General features: G+C 59.1%; 28 protein-coding genes and 1 pseudogene. 3 read left to right on the forward strand and 26 right to left on the reverse strand.

Translation table 11 applies throughout. From position 1 onward, the window contains the following. Positions 1-29: 29 nt before the first annotated feature. From ACSFE6_RS08160 to ACSFE6_RS08225, 14 genes and pseudogenes are all read right to left on the reverse strand, one after another. Positions 30-629, reverse strand: a complete 600-nt coding sequence (locus ACSFE6_RS08160; protein ID WP_435427124.1) for a phage tail assembly protein — start codon at positions 627-629, stop codon at positions 30-32. A 240-nt stretch (positions 630-869) separates the two neighbouring features. After that, positions 870-1,376: a phage major tail tube protein gene (locus ACSFE6_RS08165; protein ID WP_435427125.1), complete on the reverse strand. Its 507-nt coding sequence runs from the start codon at positions 1,374-1,376 to the stop codon at positions 870-872. Next, positions 1,376-2,542: a phage tail protein gene (locus ACSFE6_RS08170; RefSeq protein WP_435427126.1), complete on the reverse strand. Its 1,167-nt coding sequence runs from the start codon at positions 2,540-2,542 to the stop codon at positions 1,376-1,378. Before ACSFE6_RS08170 ends, ACSFE6_RS08165 begins: the two co-directional genes overlap by 1 nt. Before the next feature lie 2 nt (positions 2,543-2,544). Then, positions 2,545-2,754, reverse strand: coding sequence for a hypothetical protein (locus tag ACSFE6_RS08175; protein ID WP_435427127.1), 210 nt, complete (start codon positions 2,752-2,754; stop codon positions 2,545-2,547). Between the two features lie 130 nt (positions 2,755-2,884). Beyond that, positions 2,885-3,110: pseudogene (locus tag ACSFE6_RS08180) on the reverse strand (group II intron reverse transcriptase/maturase); the annotation flags it as partial. Positions 3,111-3,158: 48 nt separating this feature from the next. Continuing rightward, positions 3,159-3,587, reverse strand: a complete 429-nt coding sequence (locus tag ACSFE6_RS08185; RefSeq protein ID WP_435427128.1) for a tail fiber assembly protein — start codon at positions 3,585-3,587, stop codon at positions 3,159-3,161. A gap of 2 nt (positions 3,588-3,589) precedes the next feature. Continuing rightward, positions 3,590-5,560: a phage tail protein gene (locus ACSFE6_RS08190; protein ID WP_435427129.1), complete on the reverse strand. Its 1,971-nt coding sequence runs from the start codon at positions 5,558-5,560 to the stop codon at positions 3,590-3,592. Then, positions 5,561-6,196 (reverse strand): phage tail protein I, encoded by a 636-nt coding sequence (locus tag ACSFE6_RS08195; RefSeq protein ID WP_435427130.1) that lies wholly within the window; start codon positions 6,194-6,196, stop codon positions 5,561-5,563. Continuing rightward, complete coding sequence (locus ACSFE6_RS08200; RefSeq protein WP_435427131.1) at positions 6,193-7,188, reverse strand: baseplate J/gp47 family protein; 996 nt, start codon at positions 7,186-7,188, stop codon at positions 6,193-6,195. Before ACSFE6_RS08200 ends, ACSFE6_RS08195 begins: the two co-directional genes overlap by 4 nt. Continuing rightward, positions 7,185-7,517, reverse strand: a complete 333-nt coding sequence (locus tag ACSFE6_RS08205) for a phage baseplate protein (RefSeq protein WP_435427132.1) — start codon at positions 7,515-7,517, stop codon at positions 7,185-7,187. Before ACSFE6_RS08205 ends, ACSFE6_RS08200 begins: the two co-directional genes overlap by 4 nt. Positions 7,518-7,528: 11 nt before the next feature. After that, positions 7,529-8,140, reverse strand: coding sequence for a phage baseplate assembly protein V (locus ACSFE6_RS08210; protein ID WP_435427133.1), 612 nt, complete (start codon positions 8,138-8,140; stop codon positions 7,529-7,531). Between the two features lie 3 nt (positions 8,141-8,143). Continuing rightward, a complete protein-coding gene (locus tag ACSFE6_RS08215) occupies positions 8,144-8,668 on the reverse strand; it encodes a hypothetical protein (RefSeq protein WP_435427134.1) in 525 nt (174 codons plus the stop codon). A gap of 29 nt (positions 8,669-8,697) precedes the next feature. After that, on the reverse strand, positions 8,698-9,048 hold the full coding sequence (locus ACSFE6_RS08220; RefSeq protein ID WP_435427135.1) for a phage holin family protein: 351 nt from the start codon (positions 9,046-9,048) through the stop codon (positions 8,698-8,700). Between the two features lie 490 nt (positions 9,049-9,538). Further along, a complete protein-coding gene (locus ACSFE6_RS08225; protein WP_435427163.1) occupies positions 9,539-10,273 on the reverse strand; it encodes a LexA family transcriptional regulator in 735 nt (244 codons plus the stop codon). A 199-nt stretch (positions 10,274-10,472) separates the two neighbouring features. Between ACSFE6_RS08225 and mutS the strand changes: the two genes are divergently transcribed. Both mutS and fdxA read left to right on the forward strand, forming a co-directional pair. Continuing rightward, a complete protein-coding gene (gene mutS / locus ACSFE6_RS08230) occupies positions 10,473-13,052 on the forward strand; it encodes a DNA mismatch repair protein MutS (protein WP_435427136.1) in 2,580 nt (859 codons plus the stop codon). 142 nt (positions 13,053-13,194) lie between these two features. Continuing rightward, positions 13,195-13,518 (forward strand): ferredoxin FdxA, encoded by a 324-nt coding sequence (gene fdxA, locus ACSFE6_RS08235; protein ID WP_095197066.1) that lies wholly within the window; start codon positions 13,195-13,197, stop codon positions 13,516-13,518. A gap of 491 nt (positions 13,519-14,009) precedes the next feature. On the opposite strand, the gene rpoS is transcribed toward fdxA, so the two are convergent. The 8 genes from rpoS to ACSFE6_RS08275 form a co-directional block, all read right to left on the reverse strand. Next, positions 14,010-15,017 (reverse strand): RNA polymerase sigma factor RpoS, encoded by a 1,008-nt coding sequence (rpoS, locus tag ACSFE6_RS08240; protein WP_175389008.1) that lies wholly within the window; start codon positions 15,015-15,017, stop codon positions 14,010-14,012. Positions 15,018-15,122: 105 nt separating this feature from the next. After that, positions 15,123-15,980, reverse strand: a complete 858-nt coding sequence (locus tag ACSFE6_RS08245; protein WP_435427137.1) for a peptidoglycan DD-metalloendopeptidase family protein — start codon at positions 15,978-15,980, stop codon at positions 15,123-15,125. 211 nt (positions 15,981-16,191) lie between these two features. Further along, on the reverse strand, positions 16,192-16,827 hold the full coding sequence (locus ACSFE6_RS08250) for a protein-L-isoaspartate(D-aspartate) O-methyltransferase (RefSeq protein ID WP_435427164.1): 636 nt from the start codon (positions 16,825-16,827) through the stop codon (positions 16,192-16,194). A gap of 41 nt (positions 16,828-16,868) precedes the next feature. Next, positions 16,869-17,618 carry a 5'/3'-nucleotidase SurE gene (surE, locus tag ACSFE6_RS08255; RefSeq protein ID WP_435427138.1) on the reverse strand — a complete coding sequence of 250 codons (750 nt, stop codon included), beginning with the start codon at positions 17,616-17,618 and terminating at the stop codon, positions 16,869-16,871. Beyond that, positions 17,606-18,664: a tRNA pseudouridine(13) synthase TruD gene (truD, locus tag ACSFE6_RS08260; RefSeq protein ID WP_435427139.1), complete on the reverse strand. Its 1,059-nt coding sequence runs from the start codon at positions 18,662-18,664 to the stop codon at positions 17,606-17,608. The genes surE and truD overlap by 13 nt, the downstream gene beginning before the upstream one ends. After that, on the reverse strand, positions 18,661-19,134 hold the full coding sequence (gene ispF / locus ACSFE6_RS08265) for a 2-C-methyl-D-erythritol 2,4-cyclodiphosphate synthase (RefSeq protein ID WP_435427140.1): 474 nt from the start codon (positions 19,132-19,134) through the stop codon (positions 18,661-18,663). Before ispF ends, truD begins: the two co-directional genes overlap by 4 nt. Before the next feature lie 41 nt (positions 19,135-19,175). Continuing rightward, a complete protein-coding gene (gene fghA, locus ACSFE6_RS08270; protein ID WP_435427141.1) occupies positions 19,176-20,024 on the reverse strand; it encodes an S-formylglutathione hydrolase in 849 nt (282 codons plus the stop codon). 96 nt (positions 20,025-20,120) lie between these two features. Continuing rightward, a complete protein-coding gene (locus ACSFE6_RS08275) occupies positions 20,121-21,233 on the reverse strand; it encodes an S-(hydroxymethyl)glutathione dehydrogenase/class III alcohol dehydrogenase (RefSeq protein WP_435427142.1) in 1,113 nt (370 codons plus the stop codon). A gap of 107 nt (positions 21,234-21,340) precedes the next feature. Here ACSFE6_RS08275 and ACSFE6_RS08280 point away from each other — a divergent pair, with 107 nt between their 5' ends. Then, a complete protein-coding gene (locus ACSFE6_RS08280) occupies positions 21,341-22,237 on the forward strand; it encodes a LysR substrate-binding domain-containing protein (RefSeq protein ID WP_435427143.1) in 897 nt (298 codons plus the stop codon). A 125-nt stretch (positions 22,238-22,362) separates the two neighbouring features. Here ACSFE6_RS08280 and ispD read toward each other — a convergent pair whose 3' ends face one another. From ispD to kdsA, 4 genes are all read right to left on the reverse strand, one after another. After that, positions 22,363-23,070 carry a 2-C-methyl-D-erythritol 4-phosphate cytidylyltransferase gene (ispD, locus tag ACSFE6_RS08285; protein WP_435427144.1) on the reverse strand — a complete coding sequence of 236 codons (708 nt, stop codon included), beginning with the start codon at positions 23,068-23,070 and terminating at the stop codon, positions 22,363-22,365. Continuing rightward, complete coding sequence (gene ftsB, locus ACSFE6_RS08290; protein ID WP_007996937.1) at positions 23,067-23,345, reverse strand: cell division protein FtsB; 279 nt, start codon at positions 23,343-23,345, stop codon at positions 23,067-23,069. Before ftsB ends, ispD begins: the two co-directional genes overlap by 4 nt. Positions 23,346-23,516: 171 nt before the next feature. Continuing rightward, positions 23,517-24,806 (reverse strand): phosphopyruvate hydratase, encoded by a 1,290-nt coding sequence (gene eno, locus ACSFE6_RS08295; RefSeq protein ID WP_435427145.1) that lies wholly within the window; start codon positions 24,804-24,806, stop codon positions 23,517-23,519. Positions 24,807-24,963: 157 nt separating this feature from the next. Next, on the reverse strand, positions 24,964-25,809 hold the full coding sequence (gene kdsA, locus ACSFE6_RS08300; RefSeq protein WP_427580216.1) for a 3-deoxy-8-phosphooctulonate synthase: 846 nt from the start codon (positions 25,807-25,809) through the stop codon (positions 24,964-24,966). Position 25,810 lies beyond the last annotated feature (1 nt).

The raw sequence follows: 25,810 nt of genomic DNA on the forward strand, positions 1-25,810 counted from the left end.
CAAGTAAATGAGCGGCACCACATCGAGGATCACGTCGATGTCGCGTTCCGAAAGAAGGCCGCCGGTTGGTTTAAAAAATCGTCGATGCGCACCTGCAATTGCGTCCAGTCAGGAACGCTCAACAGGGCCAGGTCGGGGATCATCAGCCCGGTGCAGTGGGCGGTGATGAATTCCGCGCGTTCCTTGGCGGTCTTGAGTTTTTTCATCGCCTTGGTGGCGCGCAGCACCGGCATTTCCAGGGTCAGGGACGACAGGCTGCGGCCCGCGATATAAAGCGGCTGCAGTAGTTGAACCTGATCGGGATCATCATGTGCGGCGAGGTTCACGTCCGCTTCGCGCTCGGTGATCTGCTCCAGAAAGTACGAGGCTGGACGCGTCGACATCTCATGCACGTACTGCGCGATGCTCACGTAGTCCGGACGCTTGAGTTGCTCGAGTTCCTTGATCGACAGCCCGGTGGCGAGCAGGGCCAGTTCGAAGAACTGGTCGTCTTCATCATCGCCAGCGCGGGCCAGGGCCTCTTTTTGCGCGGCGTAGAACAAGGGTTTGAGTTGGATTTGTTCGATCTGCACATTGTCGTCCGAAGTGATCGGCGACAGCAGGTCGTGAACAGGAGGTGTCCAAGACATGGAATGAATTCCTTGGTGGTTCACGTGAGGGTCGAATGGTCGGGATCCTTGTGGGAGCGAACTGTGGCGAGGGGATTTATCCCCGTTGGGTCGCGAAGCGGCCCTGAAACTATGTCTCAGTTAAATCGTGTTCACCGGTTCGCGACTGCTTCGCAGCCGAACGGGGCGGTGCGACGTTTCGCTAAATCCCCTCGCCACAGTTCGCTCCCACAGGTTGTGCAACCGGATTGGCCTTGAGTGTTACGGCAGCAGCACAGCGCGGCGGGCGTCACCGAGAATGTCGACGCCGTTGAGCACGAACTTCTGCGTACGCACGTCGATATCGATTACAGGGATGCCGTTTTCCTGACGGGTGTAGGTGCGGCAGGACAGCTCAAGCGTCGTGGTGGGTTTGCCTGCCATTTTCAGGACCTCTTCGCTCAGGGATTTCAGCTTTCCACCGACGGTGTGATAGGTGAACCAGGTATTGCCGTCCTGATCCTGGCCAGCTTCACGCACGTTCAGCAGGATGTCGTCACCCAGCTTCACCCCCAGCGCCAGCATGATCTCCGGGCCCATGCCTTGCAGCTTGAGCGTGGCGCCGAGCACCTTGCCGCTCTTGGCCATTTCCTCGGCGATGAAACGCCCGCCCGTCATGCCTTCCATTTCGAACTCGATCTTCGGCGGGGTGAATTCTTCCACCGTCGCCGACAGCGGCAGGCCTTGCAGGGTGGCCGCGATGGCCTGTCTTACGCGGTTGGTAAACATTAGAGAACGTCCTCCAGGAACTGCTCGATGATTTCATCGCGGGCATTGAGTTGATAAACCATGTGTTCGTTCGGCGCGTAGCGGCCGTAGTCGATGACCACGTACCAGGTGCCGTTCTTGTATTTCTCGACGCTGTTCAATTCCGGGTGCAGGTATACGCTGCCGCCAGGAATGGTTTCGTCGGCGACCAGGGTTTGCAGCCAGTCGTTAATGCGCTTGACCTCTTGGTCCATGAACGACTTGGTCAGGTTTTTGGCCATGGCTTTCTGGCCGGCCTTGACCAGCTTGCGGCTGATCGCGTCTTCAAGGCCGACGTAGCTGATGAACTTGCCGGTGATCGAGCGGTTACCCAACAGCGAGAAGCCGCCGAGGATGGTGCGGGCGTAATAGCTGATGCCGTAGCGGTTGAGCAGATCGCCTTCGGTGGAGGTGTCGAGGATGTTGTATTCCACCACCCGCGAAACGTCTTCGGCGTAGGTCACTTGGTTACCCGGGCTTTCCCATTGCTTGACCTTTGCCAGCGCCGCGATTGCCAGGCTCGAGGGCGATAGGAACACGTTCTTCTTCGCGGCCTTGGAGTACACCGACGGCATGTTGTGCACCAGCAGGCAGCGGTCGAAGCCCAGCTCCGCACCGCCCAATTCCTGGCTGTAGGTCACCTGATCGGCGACCGCGGCGTCCTTGCCGTCGAGCACCACGCGAGCCTTGATACGCTTGCCAAACGAAGCAAACTCGCTGGCCACCGCTTTGGTGCCGGTAAAGCCCGGCGCACCGATGATGGTCAGGTCTTCGGCCACACCGCTCAACGCTGCCAATCCGAGCTTGCGACCGGTCAGTGGGTCAATGCCGCCGATGACGTTGTTCTGCGTGTCGGCCGGGGTGTCGCCCTCTTCGACGATGACGACGTAGACCGGAACCTTGACCACTTTCAGGATCTGGAACACCGCGTGATACAGCGTGCCTTCCTCGCTGCCGGTCGGATCGAGCAGCGCCTGGGTGGTGAAGCTGTTGATGCGGAACGGGGCGTTACGCGGAATCAGTGGGTCGGCTTTCGGCGCGGTGCCGATCAGGCCGATGACGTTGTCCCCCAGGCCACCCATGGCCTCGGGAGATTCGGTGGCATTGACGGTGATGCCGTTGTGCTCGAAGTTCAAAACCTCAGCCATGGTTATTCAGCCTTCTTGGCAGCGGCCTTTTTGGCCACGGTGGATTGGGAGGCCGACTCGACGACCTCGGTTTTCTTCAGCTCCAGGCGACCGGCGATGCGCAATGCAGTGGCCTCCACATCGAGTAGCTGCAGTTCCTGGCCGATGCTCGACCAGTGCCCTCCCCCGATGGGGAATGGGACGAGCACGGTGTAGGTTTGGCGTTCTGCCATTTGGGTTCTCCATGAACGAAAAAGCCCCTTTGGGGAAGGGGCTGTTGGGGGTATTGCGGATCGAGTAGGAGGCGGCTTCACAGCCACCGTCCTCTCACACCACCGTACGTACGGATCCGTATACGGCTGTTCAAGTGATGCGATTAAGTCGGTTAACCGTATCCATTATTGAGACCAGTCCAAACCGATCCCACAGCTTCTTCGGTAGCGCTTGATTCAAATGCGCAACGCCGGAGCTATAACCATGGGCCATGGCCATTGAATGCCGATATGCAGGTGCGGTGCCTGCTGAGTCCTGTGCGTATCAGGTTACGTGCCCTTGTTGAAGGCTGCTTCCAATGACGCCATACAGCGCAGCTTGCGGCGCACCCAAGAAAAGAAAACGCCCCGTCAGTCCGGGGCGTTTAAGGGAGTTGTTCAACCAGGCAATCGGGCGGTGACGGACGGTGATCAATCAGCGGGAATTCGTCCACCTCCGGCCAACTGCGTAGCGCCTGCCGGTAGCGCTGTAATTCGCGGTATTGCGTAGGCGTCAATGTAGTTTTCTGCCCCGCCTCCAGCTCGTCCCGGTGGCGCGCAACCACGCCGTCAGTTGCCTGGAGCCGCCGATCACGCTTGGCACGCTCAATATCGGCGAGGTATTCCGGAGACGGAGCCGGGGGATCGACCAACACCGGGCAGCCATCATCCCCCCAGGAAATGAGCTTACCCTCCGACTGCCCTCGTAACAGCTCAGCATGATAATCAGCAGAGATTTCAACGCAATCCTCTGGAATAGAGCCATGAATGGCGGTGTCGTAGAAGCCAAGCTCGGTTGCACTAAAGAAGATCAAGATCAATTCCCCCATACGCGCCAGGTTACAGTTTGAGTTACTGCAATGCTCGGCCCCGTGTTCGCGTTTACCAAAATAGTACTGAGGCTGCTGCCGTTCTTGCGCACACCTGCGGTGGCGAACTCGCCGGCTCCTGCCGCTCCGGCACTAGGAACTGATACGACGGCGCTGAAAATCGCGTTAGGGAAAGCGATGGGCAGAGTAATGGTCTGCTCAGAGTTATCTAGGACAGAGACGCTACCCCATTGTTCGATCAGACCCGACGGGAGCTTCTGATAGCCGTTTACCGCTAGCGATGCGCCAAACGCAGCAGAGGAACCAAGCTGTGCACTTCCGAACACGTACCACGAGCCAGCGCCACTGGAGACAAAGGTTAGTACGTCGCCGTTACTCAGAGCTATCGAGTTGACTGGCGACGACTGCGGGATGATGTTGTCGGCACCTGCTCGCGAGATTGTTGCAACCCCGCTAGCCGTGCCCATGATGGTGAATGACGCGCCAGCCGGGACAGCGCTCGCCGCAGGCAGCGTCAGCGTTGTGGCGCCTGCCGCCGAGGCAAAGTGCATCTTGCCCATGTCCGCCGCAAGAATGCTCTCCGTGACTACGTGGACTTTGACACCAGCAAAGTTTTGCCCGATAGACTGCGCAAACTCCGTCGTAGCGAAAGCCTTGGTTTTGTCAAACTGCGGCTGCGTAAGCCAATTAGCGCCCGACATCAGGGCGCCATATTTGAGGGCCATCGTCCCGCCAATAAGGCGCCACTGGCCATTTAAACGGATGAACTCCGCGGTATCACCGAGACCGAGGACGAATGAGCCGACCACGCCAGTCGACGTGTTGACCGTATCGCCGCCCGCTGCGGGTGATACGGTTAGCCCACCAGCACCCGCACAAGCAACGGTGATAATGGCCGCCGCCGTGGCGGGGATGGTGTTGGTTGCGGGGAGCGTGCACGTCAGCATCGACGCACTGGAAAAGCTGACCAGCCCACCCACTTCGGCCAACGTCAATGCAGTGCTCGCGGCAAGCGAAAGAAACCCCGAGTACTGCAAACCCTGTCGCCGCACAAATGCACTATTCGCTAACAACTGGCTACTATCGAACTGCGCCGGCGTATTGGCCGTGGGATTGATCAGCGCCGGGGCGTTGATCGGCGCAAAGCCCTGGGTTACGTTCTGAAACTCCAGGGCCGTGGTGCCGATCACAATCACCCCATCAGTCACCAGTTGCCAGATGGTGTCTGCAAGCGTCGTACCCTGCTCGACAGAAACCGTTAGGGCAGAAGTTACTTCAGCACTATTGTCGGCGTCCTTTGCACGCCCCCAGGCGTCCACTGCGGCGATCCAAATTCCGTTGTCCTTGGCCTGCGTCTGGTTTTTGACCAGCACACGATCTCCGGCGACAACAGCCACGCCGTCGATTGATTGTGGCCCGGTTAAAGCGATGTTGGTTGTGGTCGCAACCCTTACAGATTGCTTGCTGTCGAGCTTCGCAAGCTCGTCGGCGACGTAGGAGGTTACCCAAGCCCGCGTCGCCTTGACCACCGTGTCATCAATCAACAACGTCACCAACGCCGCATTGCTGGTCTCGAAAATCGAACGAATGTAGAACTCTTTCCCCGACCCCGACGTCGCCAGCACTGGCTTGAACGACTCCGGGTATTTGACGATGGCGTAGAGAATGCCGGTGTCGGTCCAGAGCCCGGCCTCGCGCACATACCAACCGCCGACTTCGGGTGGAATCGTGACCTCAGCCAGTAACCAGCTCGGATTTTTCTCGTCCTGGAACAGTGCGTTGAGCGGCCCGCGCCAGACTTCGCGCTTGAGCGCGGTGGCGGTGGCCGCCGGGTTGTAGACCGTGCCGCCGCCGTCGCCGACCGAAATCTGCGACAGTTTGATCGGCACGCCCGCCGCCTTGCAGGCGGTTTCGTAGGCAATCCCTGCGTTCGTGAGCAGGGTGTAGTAGTCAGCCATTCAGGCCCCCTGAGGATAAATAGTGGATGTTTCGACCGTGTAGAGTCCGACGGCCATAAAGGCTTCGCCTGAGGTTTGCAGCCCTTCGATGACGACCGGATAAATCGTGGTCAACTCGCCGCACACGGTTGCGGCGCCAATGACATGGCTGCCGAATGCGCTTAAGCCGACAGTCACTGACAAGCTGTCCCGCTCGCTTTTGGCATCCGCCAGGCGTCGGTCGAGACGAGCATCGATGTCCTCGCTGTAGGGTTGTTCGGTGAACGCCCTGACGGAAAAGCTGTAGGGCTGGCCCGCTGGAGTCTGCTCGTACCAGGCCCGCACTTCGGGTATCAGGCGTAAACCCTTGGCCGCGTTTTCCAGCGCCAGCCGTGTCCCGGCCTGGCGTGCCGTGGGCCAGGCGAGTTCGACGGTCAAACGCTTTTCCGCATCGGCCGCTTCGGTGCTCCACTCGCTGACACCCCGATCCGCCGCGAGATAGGGCAAAAACGCCGACGGTGTGGCGGCTGGGTTCATCAGCTCGGGAAACGGTGGTGCAATGCGATCAAGCAAGGTGCCAAAGCCGAGGTCGAGTGCTTTTTCCAGCGGCGAGCTGTTGGCCGGCAACAGGCTCGGACGAGGTTGAGATTCACTCATAGCGCCAGCACCTCCACCTCGACACCCGTGCACCATGGGGCCTCGAAAGCCGTCGTCACAATCGGCTCGAGCGGTTCGAGAATTTCAAGCTGAACCGCGCCGGCGTTATGCAGCGTGTAGTCGATCCAGCTCGGGTCGACCCGACCCTCGAGGCGATGACAGCTGTCGGCATAAGCCTGCAACTGTTGTTGCGCCGCGACTTTCGTCAATCCTGAATCGGGGCCGGCGTTGATCCTGGCGACTACCCGTATCCTGTAGGGTTTGATGTGGGCGCCCTGCACCGTGACCCGATCCGTTTCCGGTCGCACATCCGGTCGATTGAAGTGCTCGCGCACCCTGTCGAGCAATGCCCCGGATGCCGTGCCATCGCCATCCCGAGACAGCACTGTGACCATCACCTCGCCAGGCGCGGTGCGGCGTCCGTTGCCGTCCTTGACCTGCGCGGCAAAGCCGTCAGGATTGAAGCTGTAGGTGACTGTGACTTCGCCCGGCGCGGCAGACGCCACCTTCACCACCGGGCGCTCGCCAAGGGTGAACACCTCGCGGCGATATTGCATGCGTGAACCGGCGGCCGGTGCATGGGGCGCCAGGTAATAGCGTAATCGTGCGTCATCATCGCTTTCATACACCGGCGCAACTGGCGGGAATGCCGCAGGATCACCAGGATCGAGCAATTGACGCTCAAGCCCCATATCCGCCAGACGCGCATCGAGGTTGCTGCCCGTCGCCCACCACGCCAGCATCTGCTTGATGCGGGCGTTGTACTTTCGCTCGTGCAATTGCAGGCGCACACAAAACGCTTCGAGGGCCAGGGTCAGCAGCTCGCTTTCGTTCTCCAGGCTGACTTTCAGTTTGGCGCCGCTCTGCGGAGCGCGGGCGCCGACGTACTCGACGACAAAGGTCTTGAACTCGGCCAGCAGATCCTCGAACACCTCGACTGTGACAATCTCAGGCTCCACCAACTGGTTCTGGCCCGGTATCAACATGCTCATGTCACCACCTCGAATGTCTGATTTCGATTGTTCCAGGTCCCGGCGAAGCGCAGGAGCAAGCCCGCGCCTTGTCGGCTGGCGACAATGACTTGCGGCTGGAAATCGCCGATGCCGTTCTGGCTGTTGTAGAACGCCTGGGCGGCGTGGCTCTGGGCCAGAAGCAGCACGTCGTCGCCAAGGTTTTGGCCCAACAGGTCCGGGATGGCAGAGCCGTACAGGGGACGTTTCTGCCGCGTGCCCAGGGGTGTGGTCAGCGCCCTTGTCGCGCGCTGCACGAATTGCGGCCAGTCGTCGACCGTCGCGCCGGTGTTTCTATCGATTCCGATCATGGGAGCACTCTTTATGCGGTGCTGATTACGCGGCCCTGGTGATCCACCAACGGGCCGCCCAGGTGCACACCGGAAGCGTCGAGTCGCAGCCCGACCGTCCCCAGTTGCAGTTCGATGGCCTCAGGGTTCATTGCCAGTCGCGCCGGGCCGATGCTCAACTCGAGCGTTTCACGATTGCCGTTGAACGCCGCTGGACCGTTCTTCCAATGCAAGACATGGCTGGCGTCGTCGTAACCGCTTTCCGTACCGTCCTGATAAAGGCGACGCGTCAGCGAAGCCTGGGTCGAGGCCGGTGGAAACCGGTTGCCGTTAAGCCCGAACAGCGCAACTGATTGTGCGCTGCCCTCACCGCCGCCATGGTTGAGCAACAGGCATTGCTCGCCCACGGAAGGAATCCGCGACTCGCTTTGCGCCCCGGCACTGGGATTGAAAAAGCGGATAGCCGGTGTCAGCAATTCACCGTGGCTGACCCGACAGGTATTACTGGACGCATCGACCTCTTGGCACACGCCGATTCGGCACAGGCTGTCCGTACGTCGATACAGGTCCTCCAGCTCGGTCTCCATCTCGGCCAGCCGCTCGATGATCGGGCCAAGCTGTAGGCGTAACAGTGCATCGAACATGGCTCAGCCCTCGAGTTCCGTGTATTGGTCCGGGTCGTCGATGTCCGAGACTTCCCAGGTGCGGGCGAATTTCGGGATGCCCTGCGGGTCGTCCATTAGCGGTGTGCCGAAGTACAACGTCTGGGTGAAGGACAGGGTCCAGGCGGGGAATTCCTGCGTTCCATTGATCAAAGACGAGGGAATGGCGTCGAAGCGTGTCGGCACATCACATTGATCGCCCGGCAGGCTCCAACGGTTATCCGTGGCCAGATCCTTGAGCGCACTGACCAGATCGCAGGCTGCAAGGCTCGGGCTTTCGGACTCAGGGCGCATCACGGCTTGCAGTGAAACCGTCAGCACATGAGCGATACGCCCATCACGGGCACGACAATCGGCTGCATCGCGTTCAAGGGCGATCAACACCCAGGGCCGGTCGCCGACATCGGCGAAATCATCACGGCTGCCGACGTTGATACCCAGATTCGAGTTGCGTAGCACCGTGGCAATGGCGGTAATTAGCTGCGAAGGCTTTTCGATGATGGGGGGCATAAAAACTTCCTGTTCATGCGTTTTAGGATTCACTGTTGATCGGGACGAGAATCACGCGGTGGTACTTCACTAACCCCGATCCGCTTGGCCGCCCAGCGTTCATAAAGCCCGATGGCCACGTCCGCACCGGCCATCGCCGTGAGGCAACCAAAAGCGCCCGCGGCCCAGATCGATATGCCGGCCGCATACAACAGCATGACGGCGGAGACCCCGCAGACCATGCACGCGCCGGAGCGCAAGGCAAGGCGTCGCAACAACGACCAGCCACGGGCGCCGTCCTTGTCGGCACGCCACATTTCGCCGGACACCCCGCCCAACAGGGCGAGCACGATGACGAGCCAGATCGGCATGTCCAACAACGCTTGTTGCTCGTTTGTCATGTCACGCCTCCCGGGGTGATTGATGAGTGATAGGTGTGGTTCAGATGTTTGAAAAAAGGTGGGCATTCCAAAAAGCCCGACTCGCGTCGGGCTTTTCAGTAATGCGGTCCTTCGCATCGACCTTTCGGCGCTACTGGCGCGGTACGGGTCCGTTCAAATTGTTCTTCCGACCGCGGCCCCTGCCCGCCGGATAACTGCTTCTGGTGCTTTACGCTGCACACCCGGGTCAGTTGCCAACCCTCTGAACCGTTGAGGCCGATTCATCGCTGCCTTTTTTGGTGGAACTAAAGAGCCTCGTTTCGAGCCGCTTTGTTGAGCGGCTTGGAACAAAGAATATACATGGATGCATATACAGTCAATGCACTAATGCATTTATTTATGCGCCGGCAATGCACAAACGCATTAAACGCCCGAAAACAAAGGCTCTGGCGACTTTTGGCAGACGAAAAAAAACCCGCCTGGTGACGGGTTTTATCGGATGGCGATGAGGTTATCGGGCGTACATGCCCCACCAGAAGACGTGACCGAGGATGACGATTTGCTCTTCCTGCATTTCCTGGAAGCTGTAGTCCTCGTCCGGATGTTCATCGCGGTTGAAGCTGCGCAGACGAATCCCGGTAGGCAGGCGATAAAGCTGTTTCACCCGCAACTGACCGTTGTGGTTGATGGCATAGAGGTCGCCATCAATGATGTCGCCAATCCCGCACTTGCCGGCATTGACCCCCACCGTGGCGCCGTCGCGCAATACCGGCAACATACTGTTGCCACGCACGGTCACGCATTTGGCCTGGTCGAACTGCACCCCGTTATGGCGCAGGCTGCGCTTGCCGAAGCGCAGGCTAGAGCGCTCGCTCTCTTCAATGACGAATCTTCCTGATCCTGCTGCCAATTCAACCTCGCGAAGAAAGGGGACCGACACCTCGTCATCATCGACCGGCGTATCGTCGTCCCACAGACTTATGTCCTTGAGTTCAGAATGCAATTGATCACGCCCGGGGTTGGCCACCGGCGGGACTTCCGCGCGGCCGCGCAACTGATCGGTGCTCACGGCGAAGTACTCGGCGATTTTCGAAATGTGCTTATCCGAAGGATCGACGATCTTCCCGCTGAGAATCCGCGAGAGAGTGGATTGAGGCACGCCGGTACGACGGTGAAGCTCCATTGGGGAGATCCCGTGCTGATCGAGCAGCGCTCTTAAGACGGTAGAAACATTGCGTTTTTGCATAGCGCGCATAGTGCTTGTTCTTTGCGCGGAAAACAAATGCATATTTGCATGAATAGCGCATAAATCAGCAGCAGCGGACCATATAGCGTTCATGCCTGCGTCCGGCAGACCGCCCATGTTAATCTTGCGCCCATCGCGGAAAAGCCGGGCCGATGCCCCACCTTTGCCCCACATCTTTCAACGAGTTTTCCGATCCCCAATGAATAAAGCCGTCTCCGACCTCTCCTCCCACACCCCGATGATGCAGCAGTACTGGCGCCTGAAGAACCAGCACCCGGACCAGTTGATGTTCTACCGCATGGGTGACTTCTACGAGATCTTCTATGAGGACGCGAAGAAGGCCGCCAAGCTGCTGGACATCACCCTGACTGCTCGTGGGCAGTCAGCCGGTCAGGCGATTCCGATGTGCGGGATTCCCTATCACGCCGCCGAAGGCTACCTGGCGAAACTGGTGAAGCTCGGCGAGTCGGTGGTGATCTGTGAACAGGTCGGCGACCCGGCTACCAGCAAAGGACCAGTGGAACGTCAGGTGGTGCGGATCATCACACCGGGGACGGTGAGTGACGAGGCGCTGCTGGATGAACGTCGCGACAATCTGATCGCTGCCGTGCTGGGTGATGAGCGCCTGTTCGGCTTGGCGGTACTGGACATCACCAGCGGCAACTTCAGCGTGCTGGAAATCAAGGGCTGGGAAAACCTGTTGGCGGAGCTGGAGCGGGTCAATCCGGTGGAACTGCTGATCCCGGATGACTGGCCGAAAGATCTGCCAGCGGAGAAACGTCGCGGGGTTCGTCGTCGTGCGCCGTGGGATTTCGAGCGGGATTCGGCGCTGAAAAGCCTGTGCCAGCAATTTTCCACCCAGGATCTGAAAGGTTTTGGCTGCGAGAACCTGACCCTGGCCATCGGCGCCGCCGGTTGCCTGCTGGCGTATGCGAAAGAAACCCAGCGCACTGCCTTGCCGCATTTGCGCAGCCTGCGACATGAACGCCTGGACGACACCGTGGTACTGGACGGTGCGAGCCGTCGAAACCTGGAACTGGACACCAACCTGGCTGGCGGTCGTGACAACACGCTGCAATCAGTGGTCGACCGTTGCCAGACCGCCATGGGCAGCCGTTTGCTGACCCGCTGGCTGAACCGTCCGTTGCGCGACCTGACCATTTTGCTGGCACGCCAGACCTCCATCTCGTGCCTGCTCGACGGCTACCGATTCGAAAAGCTGCAACCGCAGCTCAAGGAAATCGGCGACATCGAGCGGATTCTCGCCCGGATTGGCCTGCGCAACGCGCGCCCGCGCGATCTCGCACGCCTTCGCGATGCCCTCGGTGCCCTGCCCGAACTGCAGGTGGCGATGACCGAACTGGAAGCGCCGCACCTGCAAAAGCTGGCGACCACGACCAGCACCTACCCGGAACTGGCCGCGCTGCTGGAAAAGGCCATCATCGATAACCCGCCAGCGGTGATCCGCGACGGCGGCGTGCTGAAGACCGGTTACGACAGCGAACTCGACGAGCTGCAATCGCTCAGCGAAAACGCCGGCCAATTCCTGATCGATCTCGAAGCCCGTGAAAAAGCCCGCACCGGCCTGTCGCACCTGAAGGTTGGCTACAACCGCATCCACGGATACTTCATCGAGTTGCCGAGCAAGCAGGCTGAATCGGCACCGGCGGACTATATCCGCCGCCAGACCCTCAAGGGTGCCGAGCGCTTTATCACCCCGGAACTCAAGGCCTTTGAAGACAAGGCTCTGTCGGCCAAGAGCCGGGCCCTGGCCCGGGAGAAGATGCTCTACGAAGCGCTGCTCGAAGACCTGATCGCACAGCTGCCACCGTTGCAGGACACCGCTTCGGCGCTGGCCGAACTGGATGTGCTGAGCAATCTGGCCGAGCGAGCGTTGAACCTCGACTTGAACTGCCCGCGTTTCGTCAGCGAGCCATGCATGCGCATCAGCCAGGGTCGTCACCCGGTGGTCGAGCAAGTGCTGACCACGCCGTTCGTGGCCAATGACCTGAGCCTCGATGACAATACGCGCATGCTGGTGATCACTGGCCCTAACATGGGCGGTAAATCCACCTACATGCGCCAGACCGCGCTGATCGTGCTGTTGGCACATATCGGCAGCTTTGTGCCGGCGGCCAGCTGTGAGTTGTCGCTGGTCGATCGGATCTTCACGCGGATCGGCTCCAGCGATGACCTGGCGGGTGGGCGCTCGACTTTCATGGTCGAAATGAGCGAAACCGCCAACATCCTGCACAACGCCACCGAACGCAGCCTGGTACTGATGGACGAAGTCGGACGCGGCACCAGCACGTTCGACGGTTTGTCCCTGGCTTGGGCGGCAGCGGAGCGACTGGCACATTTGCGTGCCTACACGCTGTTCGCCACCCACTATTTCGAATTGACAGTCCTGCCGGAAGCCCAACCGCTGGTGGCTAACGTGCACCTCAATGCCACCGAGCACAATGAACGCATCGTGTTCCTGCACCATGTACTGCCGGGACCTGCCAGCCAGAGCTACGGCCTGGCGGTGGCGCAATTGGCTGGCGTACCGAGTGAAGTGATCGTGCGTGCCCGTGAGCATTTGAGCAGGCTGGAAGACACCGCCCTGCCCCATGAAGCGCCCAAGCCGGCCAAAGGCAAACCGGCCGCGCCACAGCAGAGCGATATGTTCGCCAGCCTGCCACATCCGGTACTGGATGAACTGGCCAAGCTCGATCTGGACGACATGACGCCGCGTCGTGCACTCGAAATGCTCTATACACTAAAGACACGGATCTAACGCACAGGCTTGCAAGCTGTTAGAATCTCGCGCGGTTTGGGATGCTGCTGGCTTTTAGCCTGGCCTGCAGACTATCGCTCCCAAACCTTGCGACCCCTACGTGAAGGGGCGCAGCAAGCCGCGCCTGAGGAGAAAATTAGAAATGACCTTCGTCGTCACCGACAACTGCATCAAGTGCAAGTACACCGACTGCGTAGAAGTCTGTCCGGTGGACTGCTTTTACGAAGGCCCGAACTTCCTGGTGATTCACCCGGATGAGTGCATCGACTGCGCACTGTGCGAACCTGAATGCCCTGCCGTGGCTATCTTCTCCGAAGATGAAGTCCCTGCCGGCATGGAAAACTTCATCGCATTGAACCTGGAGCTGGCCGAAGTCTGGCCGAACATCACCGAACGCAAGGATCCTCTACCGGATTCCGCTGAATGGGATGGCAAGCCAGGCAAGATCGAACACCTCGAACGCTGATCACCCCCGCGTTCCCGAAAAAGGCCCCACAAGGGCCTTTTTGCTTTTCTACAGGCGAAAAAAAGGGGCGGTTTGACCCGCCCACATTTTTTCCCTATTCCCTGTGTTCCTTTTCATCGTCCTGATGAATCGCTTCCTGCGATGTCCATTGCCCCTCGTCCTTGAAGGGTGTGTCTGTCCGTCGACACAACCCGAATACTAGAGTTTTCGTAGCTTGGAGCAACCGGTCCCGGATGCTGAAATGACCTGTCATATGTCATTAACTTAACAAAATAAGCATACAAATCAGCGAGATAAACTGGAGCAAATGAAAATGCGGCCCACTGCCACTGTGTAAAAATAACGAACACCTACGAAAGAGTAAGCGAAGACTTACAGCTCAAGACGACGAACCTGAGAGATGCCCCAAGCATGCGGGCATGCGGCAGCTTTCCTGCAGATAATAAAAAGCCCCGAACCAGTCGGGGCTTTGTTGCCTTTACACGAATCGACTACTGAAACAGCGACTCGCTGGAAAGGCCGTTTTTCTCCAGGATCTCCCGAAGACGCTTCAGGCCTTCAACCTGAATCTGTCTGACCCGTTCCCGGGTCAGGCCAATTTCCAGGCCTACGTCTTCAAGGGTGCTGCTCTCGTGACCTCGCAGACCGAAGCGGCGTACAACCACTTCGCGCTGCTTGTCGGTCAACTCCGAGAGCCATTGATCGATGCTCTGGGACAGGTCGTCATCCTGCAACAGTTCACATGGATCGGTTGGACGGTCGTCGGTAAGGGTGTCCAGCAGGGTTTTATCCGAATCCGGACCCAGCGAGACGTCGACTGAAGAAACCCGCTCGTTCAGGCCCAGCATGCGCTTGACCTCTCCCACTGGTTTCTCCAGCAGATTGGCGATTTCTTCGGGTGAGGGTTCATGGTCGAGTTTTTGCGTCAGCTCCCGAGCAGCCCGCAGGTACACGTTCAGTTCCTTGACCACATGAATCGGCAACCGGATGGTCCGGGTCTGATTCATGATCGCGCGCTCGATGGTTTGACGAATCCACCAGGTAGCGTAGGTCGAGAAGCGGAAACCGCGCTCAGGGTCGAACTTCTCTACCGCCCGAATCAAGCCGAGGTTGCCCTCTTCGATCAGATCGAGCAGCGACAAGCCACGATTGACGTAACGCCGGGCGATTTTCACCACCAGCCGCAGGTTACTTTCAATCATGCGTTTGCGCCCGGCCGGATCGCCACTTTGCGACAGGCGCGCAAAATGAACTTCTTCTTCGGGGGACAACAGAGGAGAAAAGCCGATTTCATTGAGATACAGCTGCGTAGCGTCGAGTGCCCGCGTGTAGTCAATGTACTTGTGCTGCTTTAACGAAGCGGAGTGTCTGGATTTGGCACGAACGGAAGGTGGAGCCGCCCCTTCATCATTCGACATCGAATCCGTATCGATGCCGGTCTCCATCAGGAGAACCTCATCGTCGATGTCAAACTCCGGCACTTCTTTACTGAGAGCCATTGTTATAGTCCTTTGGTGAGTTCGACCTCAAGCTCAAGCGGCGCCTTTATCCTTGGCAACGCTGGAGCCTGTCCCCACTACGTGATGGAAACAGGCTGGTAGCGATCAACGACGTGGCAGGAATTGCAGCGGATCTACAGGTTTACCTTGGCGGCGAATCTCAAAATGCAGTTTCACCCGGTCTGTACCCGTTGACCCCATTTCGGCAATTGTCTGTCCGACCTTGACCTGCTGCCCCTCCCGAACCAACAGCCTGCGGTTATGTCCGTAGGCACTGACGTAGGTTTCGCTGTGTTTGATGATGACTAATTCGCCGTAGCCCCTTAAGCCACTCCCGGCGTATACCACCGTCCCATCAGACGCAGCTAAAACAGGCTGTCCCAAATCTCCGGCGATATCAATTCCTTTATTCAAACTACCGTTTGAAGAGAATTTACCAATCAAAATGCCATTAGATGGCCATCCCCAGCCGGTCGGGGCCGGGCCTGGAGGAGGTAATGGCGCGGGTGCCGGCTTGTTGGCGACGGACGGTACAACCGCCGGCGCGGGCGTAGTGGCACCGTCGAGCGGGCGGCGAATGACCGTGGTTTTACTCGACGACGAAGGCGTGGAATTGGACGAACTGACTACTGTTGTCGACGTTGAACCGGAACGCCCGTCGAAGCGAATCGTCTGACCCGGATGGATCGTGTAGGGCGCGGGAATATTGTTGCGCGCAGCGAGGGCCTTGTAGTCCCAGCCGTAGCGAAAGGCGATCGAGAACAGGGTGTCTTTCGGTCGGACAACGTACTGCCCCGTCGTCACCGCCGGCCGCTGGGCTACGGCTTTGTTGCGATCGACGACACGTACATCACTGGATTTATTGCTGGAACAACCTACCAGCAAGGTGCTCATGACAAGGCCAGTCACCAGGCGCTGAAAGCTCGTTTTACCCATACGCTGCGCAATGACTGTGAGACTCACCCGCCGCTCCCTTTGTGGTGGCTGAAAATGTGATTTACCGCGTTTCCGCACGATATGTCGCCAGTATAACGGGCCGTGCCGGCTTTACCCTTAATGTAGCGAACTGGCTTCGCGCACACGTTTGCTGTCTGGCAAATGAACTCGTTTATCCAGTCGATGCCGCTGTAAGACAAAGGCCATCGAAGAGAATTCAGCGTGTTTAAACAAATGCTCAGGCCAGTGGCCCATTGAGCAACGGAACGAAACGTACCGCCCCTAAAACACGTCTGGAAAAACCGTGCTCCTCGCGAATGATCAGCATCAATTGTTGCACTTCACCAGAACCGACCGGAATCACCAGACGCCCCCCGGGCGCCAATTGATTAAGCAGCGCCTGGGGCACATCGGTTGCCACCGCAGTCACGATAATGCCGTTATACGGTGCCAGCGCTGGCCACCCCTCCCAGCCATCGCCCCAGCGAAACACTACGTTGCGTAGATTCAACTCGACCAGGCGCTCCTTGGCCCGGTCCTGCAACACCTTGATGCGCTCGACGGAAAACACCCGCTCGACCAGTTGCGACAGCACTGCCGTCTGATAGCCCGAACCGGTACCGATTTCCATCACCTTGTCCAATGGACCAGCCTCCAGCAGCAGCTCGCTCATGCGGGCCACCATATAGGGCTGGGAGATCGTCTGGTTATGCCCGATCGGCAGCGCTGTGTCCTCATAGGCACGGTGCGCCAGCGCTTCATCGACAAACAGATGACGCGGTGTACGGCGGATGACTTCCAGCACCTTGGCGTTGGACACCCCTTCCTCGTACAAACGCTGAATGAGGCGCTCTCGGGTCCGTTGCGAGGTCATGCCGATGCCTCGACGCAACATATCGTCTTGTTCACGAGACATTAGCGCAGCCCCTCCAGCCAGCCATCAAGATTCCTGAAGGCATCATTGAAGGTCCGATCCAGTTGCAGTGGCGTGATGGAGACATACCCCTGCATTACCGCATGAAAATCGGTGCCCGGACCGCCGTCCTCGGCGTCCCCTGCGGCGGCAATCCAGTAGCCGGCCTTGCCACGCGGGTCGACCACTTTCATCGGCGCTGCTGCGCGGGCGCGATGCCCCAGGCGCGTCAGCTGGACACCGCGAATGTGCTCGAGTGGCAAATTGGGAATATTCACGTTCAGTACCGTACGCGGTGGCAGCTCCAGATCAGCATGGGCCTCGACCAGTTTGCGCGCAAAGTAGGCCGCCGTGGGCAGGTTATCGACCTGCCGTGAAACCAATGAAAAAGCAAACGCAGGGCGTGTCAGGAAACGCCCTTCGAGCGCTGCCGCCACGGTTCCGGAATACAGGACATCGTCCCCCAGGTTAGCGCCCAGGTTGATCCCGGACACCACCATGTCCGCTTCACGCTCCAGCAAACCGTTGAGGCCCAGGTGCACGCAATCGGTCGGCGTGCCGTTGACGCTGATAAAGCCATTGGCCAGCGTCTGCGGGTGCAACGGACGGTCGAGCGTCAGCGAGCTGCTGGCGCCACTTTTGTCCTGGTCCGGGGCGATAACCACGCATTCGGTGTAATCCGCCAGCGCAGCATAAAGCGCGGCGAGACCGGGTGCGGTTACCCCATCGTCGTTAGAAATCAGAATACGCATGGGCTGTCCGTCTGCCCCACCGGCACCAGATCAACAAGCTCGCGCACCAATACGGTGGCGAAGCATCCGGCCGGCAGGACGAATTCCAGTTGCAGAATGTCAGGCTCGGGATAATGCCACGTCAACCCGGCAATGGGCAGCCGCAGGATGCGACGTTCGTGGCTCATTCCGGCGTTGATCAACCAATCGCGAAGGTCCGCTTCGCGCGCGGCGATCGCCTGCTCCAGTTCATGGACAGCGCCCGTGGCCGGCGAGTCACCTTCGCCCCACTGTGGCCCTGTCGGATGCAGATCGAGAATCGCCAGACGCGGGTCGTTGCACTCGGCCTCACCGGCCGGAAAGAAGCTGCGGCTATCAGTGAACGCCAGCAGATCACCGACCTGGGCGCGCTGCCAGGTGCCATCGGCGACACGCGCAGCCAACACCTGATTGAAGAGAAAACTGCGGGCAGTCGATAGCAGGCGCGAACGTACGTTGCGCTGCTCCGGCAAGGCCTTGCGCGCTGCCCAGGCACGGGCGTCGACCACGTTACCGCCGTCATGCCCGAAGCGCTGCGCGCCGAAATAGTTGGGGATACCTTGTTTGGCGATCAGTTGCAGGCGCGCTTCGATGGCCGCTTTGTCACCGTTGAACTGCGTCAGGCGCAAGGTGAAGCCGTTGGCCGAATGGGCGCCGCGCTGCAACTTGCGTTTATGCCGGCAGGTCTTGAGGATTTTCAGCGTGTCGTTTTCCGCTGTCGACAGGTCCGGATCCGCCTTGCCCGGCAGTTGTATGCTGAACCACTGTCGGGTCAGTGCCTGGCGATCCTTGAGCCCGGCGTAACTGACGGTGCGCAAGGGCACACCCGCGGCCTTGGCGATCCGCCGCGCCGCTTCCTCAGTGTTCAGGCCACGCTTTTCCACCCAGATCCACAGGTGTTCACCGTCGCCGCTCAAGGGGATATCAAGGACTTCGTCGACCTGAAAATCTTCGGCGATGGCTTTCAACACCGCCGTGCCGAGGGCTTCACCATAAGCCCGCGGACCGAGCAATTGCGCCTCGTTCATGCGCGCAACAACAAGGCAACGGCGTGCACGGCAATACCTTCTTCACGACCGACAAAGCCGAGCTTTTCGGTGGTAGTAGCTTTTACGTTCACTTGATCCAACTCAACTTGAAGATCCGCGGCAATCAGCGCACGCATCGATTCGATATGCGGGGCCATTTTCGGCGCCTGGGCGACGATGGTGTTGTCGACGTTGCCGACCTTCCAGCCTTTGGCGTGGATCAGTGCGACGACATGACGCAACAGCACACGGCTGTCGGCGCCCTTGAATTGCGGGTCGGTGTCGGGGAAATGCTTGCCGATATCACCCAGCGCAGCCGCGCCGAGCAAGGCATCGCTCAAGGCGTGCAGCAGGACGTCACCGTCGGAGTGAGCGAGCAGCCCGAAGCCGTGTGCAATGCGCACGCCGCCCAGAGTAATGAAATCGCCTTCAGCGAAACGGTGCACATCATAGCCGTGGCCAATACGCATAAAAAAACGCCCCGATTTTTGTCAGGGCGTGATTCTACCTGCTATTGGACGACTAGAGCATGCGCGTGATGCCGTAAGTGTTCATCGATGAAACTGGAGATGAAGAAATAGCTATGGTCATAGCCGGGTTGCAGGCGCAACGTCAGCGGATGACCTGCCTGCTTGGCAGCTTGTTGCAAGGCGTCAGGCTTGAGCTGGGTGGCGAGGAAATCGTCGCGATCACCTTGGTCGACCAGCAGCGGCAGCTTTTCGTCGGCCTCGGCAATCAACGCACAGGCATCCCATTCACGCCATTTCGAACGGTCCTCGCCCAGATACCGGGAAAACGCCTTCTGCCCCCAAGGGCAGTCAATCGGATTGTTGATCGGCGAAAACGCCGACACCGACAGATAACGTCCCGGATTGCGCAAGGCACAAACCAGCGCACCGTGGCCGCCCATGGAATGACCGCTGATGCCGCGCTTGTTCGACGCCGGGAAATGGGCCTCAACCAATGCCGGCAATTCCTGCACGACGTAGTCATGCATCCGATAGTGGCGCGACCAGGGCTCCTGGGTGGCATTCAGGTAAAACCCGGCACCGAGGCCGAAGTCCCAGGCTCCGTCCGGGTCACCCGGCACATCGGCGCCGCGAGGACTGGTGTCCGGCGCGACGATGATCAGCCCCAACTCGGCGGCCATGCGCATGGCGCCGGCCTTTTGCATGAAGTTTTCATCCGTGCAGGTCAGTCCTGACAACCAGTACAGCACCGGCAGTTTGCCGCCCTGCTCCGCTTGCGGCGGAAGATAGACGGCGAACACCATGTCGCAGCCGAGCACGTCGGAGCGGTGTCGATAGCGCTTGTGCCAGCCGCCGAAGCTTTTCTGGCAGGAGATGTTTTCCAAAGTCATGGGAGTACTCCCAGCTCCAAGCTTCAAGCTTCAAGCTGCAAGAAAAGGCAGACGCGCGTGCTCTTGCAGCTTGTAGCTTGTAGCTTGCCGCTGCTCTTAAAAGTGGATGACAGAGCGAATGCTTTTTCCTTCATGCATCAGGTCGAACGCCTTGTTGATATCTTCCAGGCCCATGGTGTGGGTGATGAACGTATCCAACGGGATTTCGCCTTTTTCAGCCATGTCCACGTAGCTTGGCAACTCGGTACGGCCGCGCACGCCACCGAACGCCGAACCGCGCCAGACGCGGCCGGTGACCAGCTGGAATGGACGCGTAGAAATTTCCTGGCCGGCACCGGCGACACCGATGATCACCGACTCGCCCCAGCCCTTGTGGCAGCACTCAAGTGCGGCACGCATCAATTGCACGTTGCCGATGCACTCGAAGGAAAAGTCGACGCCGCCGTCAGTCATGTCGACGATGACTTCCTGGATCGGACGGTCGAAATCTTTCGGGTTTACACAGTCGGTTGCACCCAACTGCTTGGCAATCTCGAATTTGGCCGGGTTGATGTCGATGGCAATGATGCGAGCTGCCTTGGCTTTGACCGCGCCGATGACCGCCGACAGACCGATGCCGCCCAGGCCGAAAATGGCCACGGTATCACCGGGTTTCACCTTGGCGGTGTTCAGCACGGCACCAATACCGGTGGTGACACCACAGCCCAGCAGGCAGACTTTTTCCAGCGGCGCTTCCTTGGCGATTTTGGCTACGGAAATTTCCGGTAGCACGGTGTATTCGGAAAAGGTCGACGTACCCATGTAGTGGAAAATCGGCTGCCCCTTGTAGGCAAAACGTGTCGTTCCATCGGGCATCAAGCCTTTGCCCTGGGTCGCACGAATGGCCTGGCACAGGTTGGTCTTGCCCGACAGGCAGAATTTGCACTGACGGCATTCCGGGGTGTACAGCGGAATCACATGGTCGCCCACAGCGACGGAGGTTACGCCCTCGCCGATCGCTTCGACAATCGCCCCGCCCTCGTGACCGAGAATCGACGGGAAGATGCCTTCCGGGTCAGCCCCGGAAAGGGTGTAGGCATCGGTATGGCAAACACCGGAAGCCACCACGCGCAGCAACACTTCACCCGCCTTGGGCATGGCGACATCCACTTCAACGATCTCCAGAGGTTTCTTGGCCTCGAAGGCAACGGCGGCGCGTGACTTGATCATGGTGATTCTCCAGTGAATTAAAACGAGACAGGGAGTGTAATACGGCGCCCAACAGTGAATAATCAGGACAAAAGCAAAACATTATTGCCACACAGGGATAATCATCGATGTCCGATAATCGCTGGGAAGGTATCGACGAGTTCGTGGCCGTTGCCGAATGCAGCCAATTCACCGCGGCCGCCGAGCGCCTGGGGGTTTCTTCTTCCCATATCAGTCGACAAATCGTACGCCTTGAAGAGCGCCTGCAAACCCGCCTGCTCTATCGCAGTACCCGCCGGGTCACGCTGACCGAGGCAGGACAAACCTTTCTGCAACATTGCCAGCGCCTGCAGGATGGTCGCGAAGAAGCACTGCGAGCCGTGGGAGACCTGACCAGCGAGCCCAAAGGCATGCTGCGCATGACCTGCGCCGTGGCTTACGGCGAACGTTTCATCGTGCCCTTGGTGACGCGCTTCATGGGGTTGTATCCGCAACTGCGGATCGACATCGAACTGAGCAATCGCCAACTCGACCTGGTGCATGAGGGCCTGGACCTGGCGATCCGTCTGGGACGCTTGCAGGATTCGCGACTGGTCGCTACGCGCCTCGCCCCCCGACGCATGTTTCTGTGCGCGTCGCCGTCCTACCTCGAACGGTATGGGCGCCCACACAGCTTGTCGGAGCTGAGCCGTCATAACTGTCTCATCGGCAGCTCGGATCTCTGGCAACTGGAACAGAACGGGCGGGAGTTTTCGCAGCGGGTCCAGGGAAACTGGCGCTGCAATAGTGGGCAAGCGGTGCTGGATGCAGCGCTACAAGGCGTTGGGTTGTGTCAGTTACCGGACTACTACGTACTGGAACACCTGAAAAGCGGCGCATTGATTTCGCTGCTGGAAGCGCATCAACCACCCAACACGGCTGTTTGGGCGCTGTATCCACAGCAACGGCATCTGTCGCCGAAGGTGCGCAAACTGGTGGATTATCTGAAGGAAGGGCTGGCGGAGAGGCCGGAGTACCGGTGCTAGAAGTTTGGGATATCGGCTGTCTGGCCCAGCGTTTTCGCGAGCAGGCTCGCTCCCACAGGGACCACCGCGTAGCTCCTGTGGGAGCGAGCCTGCTCGCGAAAGCAATCTGACAGATAGCACAGCAATCAGCGTCGGTTAGCCCAACGCTGCCTCAACCATTCCAGATCTTCGGGACGAGTGACCTTGAGGTTATCGGATCGCCCTTCGATCAGACGCGGCGCCATCCCTGCCCACTCCATGGCCGAGGCTTCATCGGTGATGATGACGTCGGCAACCAGACTGTCCGCCAACGCCCGATGCAGGGCACCGAGGCGAAACATCTGCGGTGTGTAGGCCTGCCAGATCACGCTGCGATCCACGGTTTCGACGACGCGACCCTGTTTATCGACCCGTTTGAGCGTGTCCCGTGCGGGAACCGCCAAGAGTCCGCCCACTGGATCATTCGCGAGCTCAGCCAGCAGATTATCCAGATCGTCACGTCCCAGATTTGGTCGCGCGGCATCGTGAACCAACACCCAATCTTCATCGCCAGCGCCTTGTGCGTGCAAATGCAACAACGCGTTCAGCACCGACCCAGAACGCTCGGCACCACCCTCGACCCGTGCAATGCGCGGATCGCTGGCACAGGCCAGGTTCGGCCAGTAAGGATCATCAACAGCAAGACTGACCACCACGCCTTTGAGGCAAGGGTGATCGAGGAAACAGCCGAGGCTGTGTTCGAGAATTGTGCGTCCGCCCAGTTGCAGGTACTGCTTGGGACGATCCGCGGCCATTCGGGCTCCGACGCCCGCGGCAGGAATCACGGCCCAGAAGGCCGGTAGAGACTGGTTCATTGCGCTAACTGGTAAAGGGTTTCACCGTCCTTGACCATGCCTAACTCATGGCGAGCCCGTTCTTCAACGGTCTCCATGCCCTTCTTCAGCTCACTGACTTCTGCGTCCATCACCCGATTGCGCTCCAGCAAGGCCTGGTTCTCAGCTTGCTGATCCGCAATCTGCTGAGTCAGCTCGGCCACTTGCGCCAGACTGCCATTACCCACCCACAGGCGGTACTGCAGGCCAGCCAGCAGCAAGAGCAAGACGAGGAACAACCAATTGGGACTGCGCATCGAATATCAGGTATCCAGTGAAAAAGGACAGCCACACCAAAACATGAAGCGACTGATAGCACGAAGCCTGGAAGAACCAGGCTTGTGCTTACAAGACATCAGATTAGTGGCAAAAACGTCGCTTTAGCGTTTTTTCGACACAATCCGCTGTCTTTTTTTATCAGCCAGCAATCAGCCGCGGAATTCGCCGCGACCGTTGTACTTGGCTTTGCCGTTCAACTGCTCTTCGATACGCAGCAGCTGGTTGTACTTGGAAACGCGGTCGGAACGGCACAGGGAACCGGTCTTGATCTGACCAGCCGAGGTGCCCACGGCCAGGTCGGCGATGGTCGAATCTTCGGTTTCGCCCGAACGGTGCGAGATGACGGCGGTGTAACCGGCGGCCTTGGCCATCTGGATGGCTTCCAGGGTTTCGGTCAGGGTGCCGATCTGGTTGAACTTGATCAGGATCGAGTTGGCGATCTTTTTCTCGATGCCTTCTTTCAGGATCTTGGTGTTGGTCACGAACAAGTCGTCGCCGACCAGTTGTACCTTGTCGCCGATCTTGTCGGTGAGGATCTTCCAGCCAGCCCAGTCGGACTCGTCCAGGCCGTCTTCGATGGAGATGATCGGGAAGCGCTCGGTCAGGCCTTTCAGGTAATTGGCGAAACCTTCAGCGTCAAAGGACTTGCCTTCACCCGACAGGTTGTATTTGCCATCTTCGAAAAACTCGCTCGCGGCGCAGTCCAGAGCCAGGGTCACGTCGGTGCCCAGCTTGTAGCCAGCATTGGCGACGGCTTCGGCAATGGCCGACAGCGCATCTTCGTTGGATGCCAGGTTAGGTGCGAAACCACCCTCGTCACCCACTGCGGTGTTCAGGCCACGGGCCTTCAGCACGGCTTTGAGGTGGTGGAAAATCTCGGTGCCCATGCGCAGACCTTCCGAGAAAGACTTGGCGCCAACCGGCTGAACCATGAATTCCTGGATGTCGACGTTGTTATCGGCGTGCTCGCCACCGTTGATGATGTTCATCATCGGAACCGGCATCGAGTAAACACCCGGGGTGCCGTTCAGGTTGGCGATGTGAGCGTACAGCGGCAGGTCCTGATCCTGAGCAGCAGCCTTGGCCGCGGCCAGGGAAACGGCGAGGATCGCGTTGGCGCCCAGGGAACCTTTGTTTTCAGTACCGTCCAGCTTGATCATCGCCAGGTCCAGCGCTTTCTGGTCGCTTGGATCTGTACCTTTCAACAGGTCGCGGATCGGACCGTTGATGTTGGCTACGGCTTTGAGTACGCCTTTGCCCAGGTAACGGCTCTTGTCGCCATCACGCAGCTCGAGCGCTTCACGCGAGCCAGTGGAAGCACCGGACGGCGCGCAAGCGCTGCCGATGATGCCGTTATCGAGAAGCACGTCCGCTTCCACGGTGGGATTGCCACGGGAGTCGAGAACTTCACGACCTTTGATGTCGACGATTTTAGCCATTGTTGTAAACACTCCAAAGTTGACGAAAACGACGCAGCTAGAGGAAATCTTTTACCGTCGGCAAGCGATGTACAGCGGGGCAGACTTGCGGACGATAAGGCTCAGGCCCGAGGGCCTGAGCGTTAAATCGTGCGGTACTTTACCGGAGAAATGAGGGTTACGCGGTCTCTACCGTCGGAAAACTCTTAACCAGTTCGTCCAGCGCTTTGAGCTGGGCCAGGAATGGCTCCAGTTTGTCCAGACGCAAGGCGCAAGGGCCATCGCATTTGGCGTTGTCCGGATCCGGGTGGGCTTCTAGGAACAAACCGGCCAGGGACTGGCTCATGCCGGCTTTCGCCAGGTCGGTGACCTGGGCGCGACGACCGCCGGCCGAATCGGAACGACCTCCCGGCATCTGCAGGGAATGGGTCACGTCGAAGAACACCGGGTATTCGAACTGCTTCATGATGCCGAAGCCCAGCATGTCGACGACCAGGTTGTTGTAACCGAAGCTAGAACCACGCTCGCAGAGGATCAACTGATCGTTACCCGCTTCCACGCACTTGTTCAGGATGTGTTTCATTTCCTGAGGCGCGAGGAACTGGGCTTTCTTGATGTTGATCACCGCACCGGTCTTCGCCATCGCGACCACCAGGTCGGTCTGGCGCGACAGGAAGGCCGGCAACTGGATGATGTCGCAGACTTCAGCGACGACCGCCGCCTGCTCAGGCTCGTGGACGTCGGTGATGATCGGCACGCCGAAGGCTTGCTTGATGTCCTGGAAAATCCGCATGCCCTCTTCCAGGCCGGGGCCACGGTAAGAAGTCACAGAGGAACGGTTGGCCTTGTCGAAGCTGGCCTTGAACACGTAAGGGATACCCAGTTTCTGGGTAACCTTCACGTACTCTTCGCAGACCTGCATCGCCATGTCACGGCTTTCCAGCACGTTCATGCCACCGAACAGAACCATTGGCTTGTCGTTGGCAATCTCGATATCGCCTACGCGGATGATCTTCTGCGCCATA

This window comes from Pseudomonas baetica, from assembly GCF_051216495.1.
GTDB classification, from domain to species: domain Bacteria; phylum Pseudomonadota; class Gammaproteobacteria; order Pseudomonadales; family Pseudomonadaceae; genus Aquipseudomonas; species Aquipseudomonas baetica_B.

Bases quoted from the DNA above. Each gene is read 5' to 3' on its own strand.
- ACSFE6_RS08250 (WP_435427164.1), bottom strand. From the start codon at position 16,827: ATGACCTCGCAACGGACCCGAGAGCGCCTCATTCAGCGTTTGTACGAG.
- ACSFE6_RS08190 (WP_435427129.1), bottom strand. From the start codon at position 5,560: ATGGCTGACTACTACACCCTGCTCACGAACGCAGGGATTGCCTACGAA.
- ACSFE6_RS08210 (WP_435427133.1), bottom strand. From the start codon at position 8,140: ATGTTCGATGCACTGTTACGCCTACAGCTTGGCCCGATCATCGAGCGG.
- truD (WP_435427139.1), bottom strand. From the start codon at position 18,664: ATGAACGAGGCGCAATTGCTCGGTCCGCGGGCTTATGGTGAAGCCCTC.
- ACSFE6_RS08170 (WP_435427126.1), bottom strand. From the start codon at position 2,542: ATGGCTGAGGTTTTGAACTTCGAGCACAACGGCATCACCGTCAATGCC.
- eno (WP_435427145.1), bottom strand. From the start codon at position 24,806: ATGGCTAAAATCGTCGACATCAAAGGTCGTGAAGTTCTCGACTCCCGT.
- ACSFE6_RS08225 (WP_435427163.1), bottom strand. From the start codon at position 10,273: ATGCAAAAACGCAATGTTTCTACCGTCTTAAGAGCGCTGCTCGATCAG.
- ACSFE6_RS08195 (WP_435427130.1), bottom strand. From the start codon at position 6,196: ATGAGTGAATCTCAACCTCGTCCGAGCCTGTTGCCGGCCAACAGCTCG.
- ispF (WP_435427140.1), bottom strand. From the start codon at position 19,134: ATGCGTATTGGCCACGGCTATGATGTGCACCGTTTCGCTGAAGGCGAT.
- ACSFE6_RS08175 (WP_435427127.1), bottom strand. From the start codon at position 2,754: ATGGCAGAACGCCAAACCTACACCGTGCTCGTCCCATTCCCCATCGGG.
- ACSFE6_RS08200 (WP_435427131.1), bottom strand. From the start codon at position 7,188: ATGAGCATGTTGATACCGGGCCAGAACCAGTTGGTGGAGCCTGAGATT.
- ftsB (WP_007996937.1), bottom strand. From the start codon at position 23,345: ATGCGCAGTCCCAATTGGTTGTTCCTCGTCTTGCTCTTGCTGCTGGCT.
- ACSFE6_RS08220 (WP_435427135.1), bottom strand. From the start codon at position 9,048: ATGACAAACGAGCAACAAGCGTTGTTGGACATGCCGATCTGGCTCGTC.
- ACSFE6_RS08165 (WP_435427125.1), bottom strand. From the start codon at position 1,376: ATGTTTACCAACCGCGTAAGACAGGCCATCGCGGCCACCCTGCAAGGC.
- ACSFE6_RS08275 (WP_435427142.1), bottom strand. From the start codon at position 21,233: ATGATCAAGTCACGCGCCGCCGTTGCCTTCGAGGCCAAGAAACCTCTG.
- rpoS (WP_175389008.1), bottom strand. From the start codon at position 15,017: ATGGCTCTCAGTAAAGAAGTGCCGGAGTTTGACATCGACGATGAGGTT.
- ACSFE6_RS08280 (WP_435427143.1), top strand. From the start codon at position 21,341: ATGTCCGATAATCGCTGGGAAGGTATCGACGAGTTCGTGGCCGTTGCC.
- ACSFE6_RS08205 (WP_435427132.1), bottom strand. From the start codon at position 7,517: ATGATCGGAATCGATAGAAACACCGGCGCGACGGTCGACGACTGGCCG.
- surE (WP_435427138.1), bottom strand. From the start codon at position 17,618: ATGCGTATTCTGATTTCTAACGACGATGGGGTAACCGCACCCGGTCTC.
- ACSFE6_RS08215 (WP_435427134.1), bottom strand. From the start codon at position 8,668: ATGCCCCCCATCATCGAAAAGCCTTCGCAGCTAATTACCGCCATTGCC.
- ACSFE6_RS08160 (WP_435427124.1), bottom strand. From the start codon at position 629: ATGTCTTGGACACCTCCTGTTCACGACCTGCTGTCGCCGATCACTTCG.
- ispD (WP_435427144.1), bottom strand. From the start codon at position 23,070: ATGAACCAGTCTCTACCGGCCTTCTGGGCCGTGATTCCTGCCGCGGGC.
- mutS (WP_435427136.1), top strand. From the start codon at position 10,473: ATGAATAAAGCCGTCTCCGACCTCTCCTCCCACACCCCGATGATGCAG.
- fdxA (WP_095197066.1), top strand. From the start codon at position 13,195: ATGACCTTCGTCGTCACCGACAACTGCATCAAGTGCAAGTACACCGAC.
- fghA (WP_435427141.1), bottom strand. From the start codon at position 20,024: ATGACTTTGGAAAACATCTCCTGCCAGAAAAGCTTCGGCGGCTGGCAC.
- kdsA (WP_427580216.1), bottom strand. From the start codon at position 25,809: ATGGCGCAGAAGATCATCCGCGTAGGCGATATCGAGATTGCCAACGAC.